A 13,761-nucleotide genomic window follows, 5' to 3' on the forward strand; every position below is an offset into this window, starting at 1 on the left:
GTGCCGGCAGGCCATGTGCAATGCTAAGCGGCCTTTCGCGCAGCCAGCGCGGCATCGATCGTGCGCTTCAGATCGTCTTTAATCGACGCTGTTTCCGCCATGACGGAATCGATTTTCAGGAAATCCAGCACCCGAAACCGCGAAACCGGTGGGCGCAGCAGAATATCCGGCTGCGATTGCTGCAGCTTGTTGGCGATGATCGACTGCATCATGAGCTGGCTCGCACCGAACATCAGGTCGATGGAGCTCGGCACCTTGCGCAGACCTTCGGTCGGCGCGCCCACCACATCAATAGCAATCGTTATGTCGGCCTTGCCGAGCACCAGATCGAACGGCACCGGATTATAGATACCGCCGTCGATCAGTAGCCGTCCGTCGCGCCGCACGGGCTTGAAAACTGCCGGAATGGCAGCAGAAGCGCCCAGCGCTGAAATCAACTCGCCGCTATCGCAAACATGCAGGGTGTGGCCGAAATAATCCGTTGCCGTCACCTGAAGCGGCACCGCCAATTCCTCGAATGTTTCGGGAATTTGAGCGGGCAGGAAAGCGCTCAGCAAGCGCTCTACATTGAACTGGCTGACCGAAATGCCGCTCTTGAAGAACTCGGCAAACGAGCCGGGTCGTGCGCGCCACATGCGGCTGGCCACCTCAGCCCTGCGACCCAGAATTTCATGCGCATATTCATGAATTTCCGCGCCTTTCATCCCGGCCGCCATGCCCGCGCCCATGATCGCGCCGATGGACGAGCCCGCAATTGCAGTTGGCTTTATGCCAAGCTCGTCCAGCGCCTCGATCACATGGATGTGCGCAAGCCCCCTCGCCCCGCCGCCGCCAAAGGCCACAGCAAAGCTTGGCGAATTGGCTGCTGGCTTGGGCGCGCTCGCCTTCATCCCTGCTTCTCCGGTCCGACGGTCATGATTGCAGGATCAACCGTTAGCAGCTTTTTCGCAATGGCGTTGACCTGTTCGCGCGTAACAGCGTCGATCAGTGCGCCCCGGCGCTGCATATAGTCGATGCCGAGGTCTTCCGCCTGCAGCTCAACCAGTGTGCGTGCAATCGCCGCCGAACTGTTGAGATTGTTGATTGCATAAGCGCCGATCACATATTTCTTGGCCGCCGCCAGCTCGTCATCGGTCACGCCGTTTTCTGCAACATCCTTGATCACCGTTCGCATGATGTCCAGCGTTTCCGAAGCTCGGTCTGAGCGCGTTGCCGTGGAAATGGAAAGCAGATTGGAATGCTCGGAGGAGGACAGCGAGGAATCCACGCCGTAAGCCAGCCCGCGCTTTTCGCGCACCTCCTCGAACAGGCGCGAGGTAAATGAGCCGCCTCCCAGAATGTGATTCATCAAAAACGCCGCGAAAAATTCGGGGTCCGCACGCGCCACGCCCGGATATGCCATCTGGATTATTGTCTGCGGCAAATCATAGGTCACGGACAGCGTTTGGCCGAGCTTTGGCGCAACATCCGGCACTGCAATCAGATTTGGCTTTTCCGGCAAGTCGCCGAACACGCGATCAAGTTCCTTCTTGAGCGTTTCAGCATCGATTGCACCCACAACGCCCACATGAAGCTTTTCGCGCGCAAAAACGTTCTTGTGGAACGCGCGCAAATCGTCAGCCGAAATGGTTTTCAGCGTTTCCGGCATTCCCTGCGACCTTCGTGAGTAGGGATGGCCGGGATAAAGCGCCTCACCCCATTTCAATCCGGCCGCATATTCCGGGTCACGCGAGCGCGCCACGATGCCGGAAATAATCTGTGCACGCATGCGGTCGATAGGGTTCTGATCGAAACGCGGCTGATTCACCGCAAGCGCCAGAAGGTTGAACGCCTCCTCGCGCTGGTCCGCGAGCATCCGCATGCCGCCCTCGAAGCGGTCGCGGTCCGCGTCGAAGCCCATTTCCGCGCCTGCATCATCGAGCTTTATCTGGAATGCATCGCTATCGAGCGGGCCTGCACCCTCGTCGAACAATGCGGTCATCAAATTGGCAAGGCCCTCCTTGCCGACCGGATCTTGCGTGCTGCCGCCTTCAAACGCGAAACGCATCGCAATGACTGGAACCGAGTAATCCTCGACCAGCCATGCCCGCACGCCTTTGGAGGAAACGACCTCCTGAATTTTCATCTCCGCCGACGCAGCCAGCGCGCTGAACATCAGGAGAGCGAGTGCAAGAAGAGCGCGCGCGATCAGCGCCGTTGAACCGAAAGAACGCACCAACCGATACCCAATCATTGTACGGCCTCCGGCGAGGGCAAGAGATAGCCAGCAACGGATTTGCCCGGCACGAGATATTTTGCGGCAACGGCCTGTACCTGCGCTGCGGTCACTGCCGCAATGCGGTCCGGCCATTCGTCGATGTCTTTCAAGGTCGAGCCGGTCGAGAGCGCGCTGCCGTACATATTCGCCATGCCGGTCGAGTTGTCGCGCGCGAAAATCACGCCGCGCCGGAACCGCGTCTTTGCGCGCTCAAGCTCGTCATTGGTCACGCCTTCCTTCACGATCCGAGCGATTTCCGCGTCGATCGCCTTTTCCACGCCCGCCACCCCATCGCCGCCCTGCGGGGCGCCGTAAACGCCGAAAGCGGTCGCGTCATACATGCTGCCTTGATAGAACGCGCCGACGCTTGAAGCCGCGCCATCGTGCACGATCAGCTTTTGGTACAGCCTGCTGCGCGTGCCGCCACCCAGAATTTCGGACAAAAGGTCGAGCGCTTCCGCCTCGCCGGGCTGCGCGGTGCGATAAGACGGCACCACCCAGCGCTTGGAAAAGCTCGGCACGCTCACGCGCGGGTCTGTCAGCGTCACGGTGCGGCTTGTATTTTGCTCAGGCTCCTGCGGGCGCACCCGCGGCGGCAGGTCCGCCCCGCGCGGAATTTTCCCGTAAGTCGCCTCGGCCAATTCCTTCACGCGCTCCGGCGTCGTGTCACCCGCAACCACAAGTATCGCGTTGTTGGGCGCATAATAGCGGTCGTAAAACGCCACCGCATCGGTGCGGTTCAGTTGTTCGATCTCGTTCTTCCAGCCAATCACCGGAATGCGATATGGATGGTTTTGGTAGAGCGTCGCGTCCACCTCTTCAGAAAGCAGCGCGCCGGGGTCATTGTCCACGCGCGAGGCGCGCTCTTCCAGAATAACGTCCCGTTCGGTTGTGATCACATCATCGGTCAACACCAGATTGCGCATCCGGTCTGACTCGAAGTTCATCATGGTTGGCAGCGCATCGGGCGAAACCGTCTGGACATAGGCCGTGTAATCGTCCGTCGTGAACGCGTTTCCGTCGCCGCCAATCTCCGACACCTTGCGGTCAAACTCACCCGCCGGATGGTTCTTTGTGGCCTTGAACATCAGATGTTCGAAGAAATGCGCGATGCCGGATTTGCCCGGCGGTTCGTCGGCGCTGCCGATCTTGTACCAAACCATATGCGTTACGACAGGCGCGCGATGGTCGGGAATGACGACTACCTCCATGCCGTTGCTCAGCTTGAAGTTTGAAACGCCCGACCCGTCCTCGGTGAGTGCCGGAGCCGTGAGCGCAAGCAGCGAAATCGCCGCCAGCGCGAACCGAAATGATGTTGCCAAGAGACTAATCCTGTTTGCGCGTTCGCGCTTTGAATGTCGGCGATCTGTGGCGCAAGCAAGGCCGTCACAGCAGGTTGAACATCCTTATGATCGTATCACCGTAGGAGCGTTCATCCAGTAGTTCGAAACCGTCGCCCGGATCGAACGGCACGTCCGCTGTTTCCTCGACGACGCAAAGCGCGCCGGGAACCAGCCATCCGCCTTGTCGTGCCGATTGCAGCGCCGCCTCGCCCATCCCCTTTCCATAGGGCGGATCGGCAAAAAGCAGGTTGAACGGCTGAATTGTTCCTACCACGCCCAAACTCGTCGCATCGCGTCGAAAAATCTTGGTCCGCCCCTGCAGGCCGAAGGCTTCCACATTGGTGCGGATCAGGCCGCGCCCTTCCGCTGATTCCTCAATGAAAAAGCACTGCGCTGCGCCGCGCGAAAGCGCCTCGAGTCCAAGCGCGCCCGTTCCGGAAAAAAGATCCAGAACGCGCGCGCCCTCAAGCTGGTCCGCATAACGATGCGTCAGCACGTTGAATAACGCCTCGCGCGTCCGGTCCGTGGTGGGCCGGATCGATTGGTCGCGGGGGGTCGCCAGCGCCCTGCCCCGGAACTCCCCGCCAACAATGCGCATGGGCTACCCCTTGCGCGGAGGCTTGCCGCCACCGCGGGGGCCGCTGCGTGGCGCGCCGCCCGGCTTGTCGAAGCGCTTGCCTTCCTTGCGGAATGGCGGACGTCCGCGCGTTTCCTGTCCCTCTTCGCGCTCGCGCCGTTCAGCGGCGCGCTCGCTTGGGCGCTTGCCCTGCGGCTTTGCGCCAGGCGCCATCCAGACATTCACCTTGCGAGGCGTCGGCACTTCATATGGCTTTTCGTCACGGTCGCCGCGCTTGGCCGGAGCCCCGCTGCGCGCAAGCTTTGCGCCAAACGGTTTGCGATCAGGCTTTGTCGTAAGCCGGCCTAGCACTTCCTCGCGCCCGCGCTCGCGGTCACGGCGGAACCCGCCCTTCACCAGCCCGCCTTCGCCGACATTCAGTTCGCGTGAACGTCGCGCCGGCTCGCGTGGCCGCTCTTCCTCAAAACCACGCCGCACCGGTCTGTTCGGGAAAGGCGTTGCAATATCGGCATCGAAATTCGCGCCCGATTCTTCAATGAGGCGGTCGCCGAGCTGTTCGCGCAGCATACGCCCCTTAATTTCCAGCACATGGCCCTCCGGCAAGTCGCCAAGCTGGAACGGCCCGTACGAAACGCGGATCAGGCGCGTCACCTCAAGGCCAAGAGCGCCGAGAATATTCTTTACCTCGCGGTTCTTGCCTTCGCGCAAACCGATGCTGAGCCAGGCATTCGTGCCCTGCGTGCGCTCCAGTTCGGCCTCGACCGCCCCGTAGAACACTCCTTCCACGGCAATGCCCTCCTTCAGCGAAGCAAGGCGCGCTTCATCCACTTCGCCATGCACACGCACGCGATAGCGGCGCAGCCAGCCCGTCGCAGGCAATTCCAACACGCGTGACAGACCGCCATCATTGGTAAGCAGCAACAGCCCTTCCGTATTGATGTCGAGACGGCCAACCGTCATCAGGCGCGGCAGATTTTCCGGCAGCACCTCGAAAACAGTCTTGCGTCCTTCGGGGTCGCGATTCGTCGTTACCAGCCCGGCAGGCTTGTGAAACAGGAACAGACGCGTGCGCTCGATTGCCGGAATTTCCTGACCATCGACCTCGATCCGATCCGACGCGAACACGTTCAGCGCAGGCGTTTCGACAAGCTTGCCGTTCACGCGCACGCGTCCGTCCGTAATCAGGCTTTCCGCATCGCGGCGCGAGGAAATACCGGCGCGCGCCAGTCGCTTTGCAATGCGCTCGCCTTCAGACCATTCCTGCTCGCGTGCCGGACCGCGCTCAAAACGGCGAGGCGCTTCACGGTCGCCGCGCGGCTTATCCTTATCGAACTTGCGCGGACCGTCGAATTTGCGGAATGGCTTGTCACCGCCTTCGCGGTCGAATTTGCGTGGGCCGCCCTCGCTGCGTTCAAACCGCTTGCGGCCTTCTTCGCCGTCCTTGCGTGGTGGAGGCGCCCCATCAAACTTGCGGAAAGGCTTTTCGCCACTGCCACCTTCGCGGTCGAATTTGCGTGGGCCGCCCTCGCTGCGTTCAAACCGCTTGCGGCCTTCCTCGCCTTCCTTGCGTGGTGGACGCGGCCCATCAAACTTGCGGAAGCGCTTTTCGCCCTCGCCGCCTTCGCGGTCGAATTTGCGTGGGCCGCCCTCGCTGCGTTCAAAACGCGTGCGGCCTTCCTCGTCGTCCTTGCGCGGTGGACGCGGCCCATCAAACTTGCGGAAGCGCTTTTCGCCCTCGCCGCCTTCGCGGTCGAATTTGCGTGGGCCGCCCTCGCTGCGTTCAAAACGCGTGCGGCCTTCTTCGCCGTCCTTGCGGAAGCTGCGCTGTTCGCCAGACTTCCTGAATAGCTTGCCGCCGTCTCCACCCTTTGCGGGTCTGCTGCTGCCGACTGAACGTGGCGGCTTGCCCCTGTTCGGCTTTTTTCGATTGTCGTCCATATGGTCCTAGCTCGTTTGGCCGGTTAGATATCAAGATCGTTGGAAGCGCGCGAGGGGAATATCAGTGAGCCGCACCGATTTCATGGAGTTGGCACTGGATGAGGCCAAGGCCGCTGCCGCTCGCGGCGAAGTGCCCATCGGCGCAGTGCTTATCGTGCAAGGCGCTATCATCGCCCGCGCTGGCAATCGCACCCGTGAACTCAACGACCCCACTGCCCATGCCGAAATGCTGGTTTTGCGTGAAGGCGCGGCGAGACTTTCCGCCGAACGTCTGCTTCAAGCCGATCTATACGTAACGCTGGAACCCTGCACCATGTGCGCCGCCGCGATCTCGTTCGCCCGCATCAGGCGGCTTTATTTCGGTGCCGTTGATGAGAAAGGTGGTGGCGTGGTCAGCGGCGTTCGTTTTTTCAATGCGCCGACCTGCCACCACGTACCGGACGTTTATTCCGGGCTGGCAGAACAGGAATCAGCACACCTGCTCCGCTCGTTCTTTCAATCGCGCCGGGATTAGAAGCTCGGAATATAGTCGCGCCAGCTTGTCTTGCCAGCCTTCTTGCGCGCTTCGGCCTTCAGGCGGCGCTCCTTTTTCCACTCGTCCTCGCCGAGATCATTGGTCGGTGCATCCGCAGCAGGCTTGCGATATTCCAGCGGCGGCTCACTCAGGAATTTGCGCGAGGTCGGGCTGCCCTGATTGTTTTCGGCAAGGCGCTTCTTGAATTCAGCGCGACGTGCCTCTTGCCCGACGATATCCGTGCCCGGACGATAGCGCGTTGATTGGCCAACTTTGCCTTCGTCGATGGAAGTCGTCGACATCGGAGCGTCGATCTCCTCGCTCGCCGCCGTGGTTGGCGTCTTGCGGAATGCGCCCTGATCGTTGCGCACGTCAGCATCGGCACGCAAACGCTTGCGGCGTTCCTCAGGCGACTCAGGCCATGCGCTGTCGCCTGCACCCGCAACTGAATCCTGCGGCGGCGGCAGCGTTGCATCACGCACCGAACCCGGCTTCACGAGATCCGGCCGCGGACGATAGCTGATGTCGTTCTTGCGTTCCGGCGTCAGCTTCGTGATGTTGGACACGTCATCGATCAACTGCGCAGTAGCAGTCTTGTCGGTGCCGTAGGTGGGCGAAGACATGCAGCCGGAAAGGAGAAAAGCGGACACCATGGCAGACCCTGCCAAGAGCGCCCGCATCGGCTTGATGTTTGAAAAACTCACGTAATCCCGCCTCATTCTGGAAGCTCGCCGCCAATCACGGCTCTTGCCATACCGCTTATCCTTGGGATTCCGGCGACAATTAGGCGCACGGAATGGCGGGCCTTGTATCCGAATCGGCCTGTGAGGGCAACGTAGGCAACCCTCACAGTCTGTTTCGTTTCGTCTTAAAGACGTCCTAACGCCTGCAACTCATGCAACGCAGCCGCGTCGCGGGCCGAAACGTCGGGGAATTCTGCATCCAGGCCGACGTCAGCGGTATAGCGCCACGAGCGCGCGCATTTGCGCAGGCCGCGTGCGTCGGAAAGCTCTATAACCACCGCTGCGCCCGGCAATTCCGCCGCGCGGAATGCATCCGCCGGAGCCTGCCCGGCCGCGTATACCAGATCACTGGTGATGCAGATTTCAGCGAAATCCGATGCCGAGATTTTTTTCTCAAATGCAGGGTCATCCAGATAAACCACGGGCACAGCTTCCAGCGATGATCCGATGACTTTCTTCGCGCGCTCCAATTCCAGAGCAGCCGTCACCACGCCGCGCACCTGCCGGATCGCACGCCATTTTTCCGCCAGCGCATTGTCGTGCCAATTCGCCGGAACCTCCGGGAATTGCTCAAGATGGATCGATTCAGCGCCGGGGTGCCGCTCAAGCCAGGCCTCTTCCATCGTGAACGGAAGCACGGGCGCGAGCCATTTGGTCAGGCATTCGAAGAGTTGCCGCACGACGAAAAGCGCCGCCTTCCGCTTCGGGCTGGAAGGCGCGTCGCAATAGAGCGCGTCCTTGCGAATATCGAAGTAGAAAGCCGAAAGCTCGACCACCATGAAGTCGATCAGCGCGCGCGTGATCCGTTTGAATTCAAACGCGTCGTATCCGGTGCGCACCGCCTCATCCAGTTCGGCAAGCCGATGCAACATCAGCCGTTCCAGTTCCGGCATCGACTCGACGGCAACCGCCTCGCCTTCATCATGGGCCAGTGTGCCGAGCATCCAGCGGATCGTGTTGCGCATTTTGCGATAGGCATCGACATTGGTTTGCAGCACGTTCTTGCCGAGGCGCTGGTCTTCCCAATAATCGGTGGTCGCGACCCAAAGACGCAGTATATCGGCGCCGGATTGCTTGATCACATCTTGCGGAACGACCGTATTGCCCAGCGACTTGGACATTTTGCGGCCTTCCTCGTCCATTGTGAAGCCATGTGTCACAACAGCATTGTAAGGCGCGCGTCCGCGCGTTCCGCAGCTTTCCAGCAGCGAGGAATGGAACCAGCCGCGATGCTGGTCCGAGCCTTCCAGATACACATCCGCAGGCCATTTCAGGTCGGGGCGATCTTCCAGCGTGAAGGTATGCGTCGAGCCGGAATCGAACCACACGTCCAGAATGTCCGTGACCTTCTGCCATTTTGCATGGTCATGATCGCTGCCGAGGAAACGCTCTTTAGCGCCTTCTGCAAACCAGGCATCCGCGCCCTCTTGCTCGAAGGCGGCAGTGATGCGCGCATTCACAGCGACGTCCTTCAACACATTGCCGTCCTCGTCCGCGAAAACGGCAATCGGCACGCCCCATGCGCGCTGGCGTGAAAGCACCCAATCCGGGCGCTCCTGGATCATGGCGCGCAGCCGCGTCAGCCCCGCGGCAGGCACAAAGCGCGTGGCGTCGATGGCGTTCAGCGCGCGGCCGCGCAGCGTCGTGCCATCGCCCAGTTCCTTGTCCATATAGACGAACCATTGCGGCGTGTTGCGGAAGATGATCGGCTTTTTCGAGCGCCACGAATGCGGATACTGGTGCCTGAGCCTGCCGCGCGCGAACAGTTTGTTGCGCTCGATCAGCGCGGTGATAACCGCCTGATTGGCATCGCCCTTCTTGCCGTTATCGTCGATCACGCGCACCGCGCCGCCGTCGCGATCCGGCCCGAAGCCCGGTGCGTCTTTGGTAAGGAAACCATCCGGACCAACCGTGAACGGGATTTCCGTCGCAATGCCGCGCTTGGAGAGATCGGATGCTGCATCCATCCACGCATCAAAGTCCTCGCGGCCATGGCCCGGCGCGGTGTGCACGAAACCCGTACCCGCATCGTCGGTCACATGGTCGCCGGCTAGCATAGGCACGTCGAACTCGTATCCACCCCCAAGACCCCTAAGCGGATGGGAAAGAACAATTGAGTCAATCTCTTGCGCCGAAACGCTGCGAATCCGATTCATCTTGATCTTGGCTTTGGCGGATGAATCCTCCGCCAGCGCATCCGCAAAAATCAGTTTTTCGCCGGGCTGCGGGCCGAAATCATTCTCCGCTTCGGTCACTTCAAAAAGGCCGTACGCAACGCGTGGTGAATAGGCGACGGCGCGATTGCCGGGGATGGTCCACGGCGTGGTGGTCCAGATGACGACATCCGCCTCCGCCAGATCGCCCGCCCCGTTTGCAACAGGGAACTTCACCCAGATCGTATCGCTTTCGTGGTCGTGATATTCGACCTCGGCTTCGGCAAGAGCGGTGCGTTCGACCACGCTCCACATCACCGGCTTTGAGCCGCGATAGAGCTGGCCGGACATTGCGAACTTCAACAATTCGCCCGCGATGCGCGACTCAGCGTGAAACGCCATTGTCGTGTATGGGTTCTTGAAATCGCCGATCACGCCGAGGCGCTGGAATTCCTCGGACTGCACGCCGATCCAGTGCTGCGCGAATTCGCGGCATTCCTTGCGGAATTCGTTGATCGGCACTTCGTCCTTGTTCTTGCCCTTGGCGCGATATTGCTCCTCGATCTTCCATTCGATTGGCAGGCCGTGGCAGTCCCAACCCGGCACGTAGTTCGAGTCATAGCCGCGCATCTGGAATGAGCGAACAATTATGTCCTTGAGGATCTTGTTCAGCGCGTGCCCAATGTGGATGTTGCCGTTCGCGTAGGGCGGGCCGTCATGCAGCACATATTTCTCGCGGCCTGTCGCTTCCTCGCGCAAGCGCTTGTAAAGGTCCATCTCCTGCCAGCGCTTTACGGTTGTCGGCTCTTTTTCGGGCAATCCGGCGCGCATCGGAAATTCCGTCTGCGGCAGGTACAGGGTCTTTGAATAGTCGATCTTCTCAGCGGTCATTTTCCGGCCATATCGTTGCCCGCGCAGCCGCGCCGGGCCAAATCAAATCTCGTAGGGGACGCGCCGAAAAACGGCGACAACAGTCAATCCCGGCGGTTCCGGCGGCGTTCAGGCCGCCCGGAACACCGGGCCAATAATTCGTATGGCGAAAAGGATCGTCATGGGCGGCGCTTTTAGAACAAGCCACGCGGCGAATAAAGCCGTTTCTTTAATGGGCCAGAGTCGCAAATCGCTGGACATGCCCTCCACATTGAAACAGGATTTAGATCATCACGGAGAGGGACAGCCATGACAAACGTTGATCTGCCTGAAGCACTGAGGGAACAAATCGGTGAAGCTCGCTCCAAATGGGGCTGGTTTGTTGCCGTTGGCGTATTGCTTGTACTTTTCGGTCTTTACGCCTTTTACAACGTTCTGGCGGCCACAATCGCGTCCGTTTTTGTTGTCGGCACGATGATGCTCATCGCGGGCATCGCCGAAATCATTCACGCCTTTTACATGCGCACCTGGAGCCATTTCTTGTGGCTGCTGCTCAGCGGCGTGCTTTACGCGGTGGCCGGCTTCTTTGCCTTCTACAATCCGGTGTTCACGTCAGCGATACTCACGCTCATGCTCGCTATCTCGCTCATCGCGTCCGGCGGTCTGCGCGTGGTTTTCGCGCTCGGCCAGAAGGCGAAGACGAATTGGGGCTGGATGCTTGCCGGCGGCATCATCACCATTCTCGCGGGCCTTATCATTGCTGTTGGTTGGCCGGTCAACAGCCTCTGGATTCTCGGTCTTTTCCTCGCAATCGACCTGACTTTCCAAGGCTGGGCGCTGATAGCGACGGGATTTGCGCTGCGCAAATAGCCTAGAAGGCTATCGCAGCATCCAGTTCGGAGAGCGGGCGGCAAGCGGAAAGCATCGCCCGCGCTTCTTCTTCATCGCGCTTCATCTGCACAACCAGCGCATCTAGCCCATCGAACTTTTCTTCGCCGCGCAGAAAGCCGAAGAACGACACTTCGCATTCCTCGCCGTAAAGATCGCCCGTAAAATCGAACACAAAAGTTTCGAGCAGCGGCGCGCCATTCTCCGTCACTGTGGGGCGACGCCCGAAGCTCGCGACCCCATCGTAAAGGCTTCCGTCCTCACGACGAAACCGCACGGCGTAAATCCCGTGCCGCAGTTGCGTGTCGACATCCAGCGCCATATTGGCTGTCGGAAATCCAAGCGTGCGACCCAATTGCTGACCGCCAACAATCGGCGCTTCCACAGTGTACCGATAGCCCAGCAGACCTGCTGCTTCGACAATCTCGCCCTCTTCCAACAATTGGCGGATGCGACTGGAGGAAACCACATTCGCATTCTCATCGCGAAATGCGTCCACCAGCGTAACGCCGAAACCGTGCCGCTCGCCGGATTCCATCAGAAAAGCCGGACCGCCGCGCCTGTCCTTGCCAAAGTGAAAGTCGAACCCCGTGACCACGTGGCTGACGCCCAGCAGTCCATCCAGAATGTCGGTGACGAATGCTTCCGCCGAAAGCGCAGCAAATTCGCGGGTAAACGGATATTCCACCACCGCATTGAACCCGAGCAATTCGAGCAGTCTCGCCTTCATCGGCGGCGGGGTCAGCACGAAATGCGGCTGGTCCGGTCGAAACAACTTGCGCGGATGCGGCTCAAAGGTCAGTACCAGCGCCGGCACATTGCGGCGCGCAGCTTCATCCAGTGCGCGCTGCAAAACCGCCTGATGGCCGCGATGCACGCCGTCAAAATTGCCGATTGCAACCACCCCGCCCCGCAAATCGTCGGGCAGCAGCGCGTTTGGCGATATGCGGCGAATGGGCGTTCCAGACATTTCAGCGCAGGCGATGCATGGTGGCGACCGGCTGGCGACCATGATCCGCCAGATATTGCTCCAGCCTATCGCGCGTCGGTCCGTCGGAATCGCCATATTCGCGCGCGTGGATGCCGCCGGAAATATATACATAGTCCAGCCCATAATCGGCTGCACCCTTCACATCGGTCAGCATACCGTCGCCGATTGCGAGCGCTTCGCTAATCGTTGTCGCGCCGCGGATTTCCACCGCCTCGCGCATCGCAAGATCGTAGATCGGCTTGAACGGCTTGCCGGCAATCAGCGTGCGTCCGCCAAGCTGGCCGTAATCGCGCGCCAGCGCGCCCGCACACCAAACCAGCTTGTGGCCGCGTTCGACAACAATATCGGGATTGGCGCACACAAACGGGAGATTGCGCGACCGAAAGCGCTGCAAAAGCTCCGCATAATCTTCCGGCGTTTCAGTCTCGTCATCGAACAGGCCGGTGCAAACCACGGCGTTCGCCTCGAACTCCTCGACCAGTTCCACATCCAGATCGTCATAGATTTCCAGATCGCGGTCAGGTCCAAGATGGAAAATCTTGCGCGGCCCGGACTCGATCAAGTCGCGCGTCACATCGCCGGAGGTCACGATCCGATCCCAGCTTTCGGGATCGACGCCCAACCCCGCCAATTGCCCCTCGACGGCGCTGTGCGGACGCGGCGCGTTGGTAATCAGTACTACTGCAAGCCCGGCCTGCCGCGCTTCTTTCAGCGCCTCGACCGCATGCGGAAATGGCCGCACGCCATTGTGCACGACACCCCAGATGTCGCACAAAATCGCTTTGTAGCGGCCCGATATTTCACTCAGAGCGTCAATATGCATGGCGTCCCCAACTTCCGCGTGCAGCGATTAAACGAACCCGCTGAATGTGTCACTGCTTTTCGGCTATTGGCCGACTGACCAGAGCACAAGCTGCATAATTTCGTCTTGTATGGCGTGCTGCTTGTCGATGTTGAAATGACTCACACCCGAATCGCCCGAATAGTCGCGGTTCGACAGCTTGCCGCTAAAGCCTGGCCCGGCCGCCAGCGGCAGCCCCCAGCCATGCTCGGAGAAATAATAGCCGACCGCGCGCTTCACATTGGATGGAACCGGATCGGGGTTTGTAGCGGCCAGCGAAATCAGCACATTGACCGGAATCTTCTCGCGCCGAACCACTTCCGCGATCTTCACGACCGCATCCGCACCAAAGGAGTGGCCGACCAGCGCAAGCGGTGCGCGCCCAAATTTCTGGCGTTCCATAATGATGCGGCTGGCAATGGTGTTCCAACTTGTGTGCCCCTGCACCACGGCATTCACGCCGCGCTGCGCCAGCAAACTGCCAATATCGTTCATGCCGGTCGAAAAAATACCGACTACGCCGCCGCGCAGCAGATAGACTTCAGCCGGCGCCTGAGCAGCCGCAACCGGTCGCGAAATCAGGCTCGACCCCGCCAGCGCGGCAGCGCCAGTCAGCACCTGCCTTCTATTAACCCCGTCGCCCATA

At 60.3% G+C, this 13,761-nt stretch carries 12 protein-coding genes; 2 read left to right on the forward strand and 10 right to left on the reverse strand.

Going from position 1 to position 13,761, the window contains the following annotated elements; genetic code table 11:
• Positions 1–23: 23 nt before the first annotated feature.
• The 5 genes from DY251_RS02740 to DY251_RS02760 all read right to left on the reverse strand — a co-directional run bounded on the left by DY251_RS02740 (position 24) and on the right by DY251_RS02760 (position 6,115).
• Positions 24–890: a patatin-like phospholipase family protein gene (locus DY251_RS02740; protein WP_116622339.1), complete on the reverse strand. Its 867-nt coding sequence runs from the start codon at positions 888–890 to the stop codon at positions 24–26.
• Positions 887–2,233, reverse strand: a complete 1,347-nt coding sequence (locus DY251_RS02745; protein WP_245415834.1) for a M16 family metallopeptidase — start codon at positions 2,231–2,233, stop codon at positions 887–889. Before DY251_RS02745 ends, DY251_RS02740 begins: the two co-directional genes overlap by 4 nt.
• Positions 2,230–3,546, reverse strand: coding sequence for a M16 family metallopeptidase (locus DY251_RS02750; RefSeq protein ID WP_245415843.1), 1,317 nt, complete (start codon positions 3,544–3,546; stop codon positions 2,230–2,232). The genes DY251_RS02745 and DY251_RS02750 overlap by 4 nt, the downstream gene beginning before the upstream one ends.
• Before the next feature lie 97 nt (positions 3,547–3,643).
• Positions 3,644–4,198, reverse strand: a complete 555-nt coding sequence (gene rsmD / locus DY251_RS02755; RefSeq protein WP_116622340.1) for a 16S rRNA (guanine(966)-N(2))-methyltransferase RsmD — start codon at positions 4,196–4,198, stop codon at positions 3,644–3,646.
• 3 nt (positions 4,199–4,201) lie between these two features.
• On the reverse strand, positions 4,202–6,115 hold the full coding sequence (locus DY251_RS02760) for a pseudouridine synthase (RefSeq protein WP_116622341.1): 1,914 nt from the start codon (positions 6,113–6,115) through the stop codon (positions 4,202–4,204).
• Between the two features lie 82 nt (positions 6,116–6,197).
• Here DY251_RS02760 and DY251_RS02765 point away from each other — a divergent pair, with 82 nt between their 5' ends.
• Positions 6,198–6,629, forward strand: coding sequence for a nucleoside deaminase (locus DY251_RS02765; RefSeq protein WP_116622460.1), 432 nt, complete (start codon positions 6,198–6,200; stop codon positions 6,627–6,629).
• Here DY251_RS02765 and DY251_RS02770 read toward each other — a convergent pair.
• Entirely contained in the window at positions 6,626–7,333 is a 708-nt protein-coding gene (locus tag DY251_RS02770; RefSeq protein WP_245415835.1) for a hypothetical protein, read from the reverse strand. The two genes, DY251_RS02765 and DY251_RS02770, sit on opposite strands and share 4 nt — an antisense overlap.
• 164 nt (positions 7,334–7,497) lie before the next feature.
• The gene (ileS, locus tag DY251_RS02775) at positions 7,498–10,416 is read right to left on the reverse strand and encodes an isoleucine--tRNA ligase (protein WP_116622342.1); all 2,919 of its coding nucleotides are present in this window, start codon (positions 10,414–10,416) and stop codon (positions 7,498–7,500) included.
• Positions 10,417–10,704: 288 nt separating this feature from the next.
• Here ileS and DY251_RS02780 point away from each other — a divergent pair, with 288 nt between their 5' ends.
• On the forward strand, positions 10,705–11,265 hold the full coding sequence (locus tag DY251_RS02780; RefSeq protein ID WP_116622343.1) for an HdeD family acid-resistance protein: 561 nt from the start codon (positions 10,705–10,707) through the stop codon (positions 11,263–11,265).
• A gap of 1 nt (position 11,266) precedes the next feature.
• Here the strand turns inward: DY251_RS02780 and DY251_RS02785 are convergent, their stop codons facing one another.
• The 3 genes from DY251_RS02785 to DY251_RS02795 all read right to left on the reverse strand — a co-directional run bounded on the left by DY251_RS02785 (position 11,267) and on the right by DY251_RS02795 (position 13,760).
• Positions 11,267–12,253, reverse strand: coding sequence for a bifunctional riboflavin kinase/FAD synthetase (locus DY251_RS02785; RefSeq protein ID WP_116622344.1), 987 nt, complete (start codon positions 12,251–12,253; stop codon positions 11,267–11,269).
• A gap of 1 nt (position 12,254) precedes the next feature.
• On the reverse strand, positions 12,255–13,097 hold the full coding sequence (locus DY251_RS02790; RefSeq protein ID WP_116622345.1) for a TIGR01459 family HAD-type hydrolase: 843 nt from the start codon (positions 13,095–13,097) through the stop codon (positions 12,255–12,257).
• 63 nt (positions 13,098–13,160) lie between these two features.
• Positions 13,161–13,760 carry a lipase gene (locus DY251_RS02795; RefSeq protein WP_199498764.1) on the reverse strand — a complete coding sequence of 200 codons (600 nt, stop codon included), beginning with the start codon at positions 13,758–13,760 and terminating at the stop codon, positions 13,161–13,163.
• Position 13,761 lies beyond the last annotated feature (1 nt).

Source organism: Mesorhizobium denitrificans (assembly GCF_003403035.1).
Classification (GTDB): Bacteria; Pseudomonadota; Alphaproteobacteria; order Rhizobiales; family Rhizobiaceae; genus Mesorhizobium_G; species Mesorhizobium_G denitrificans.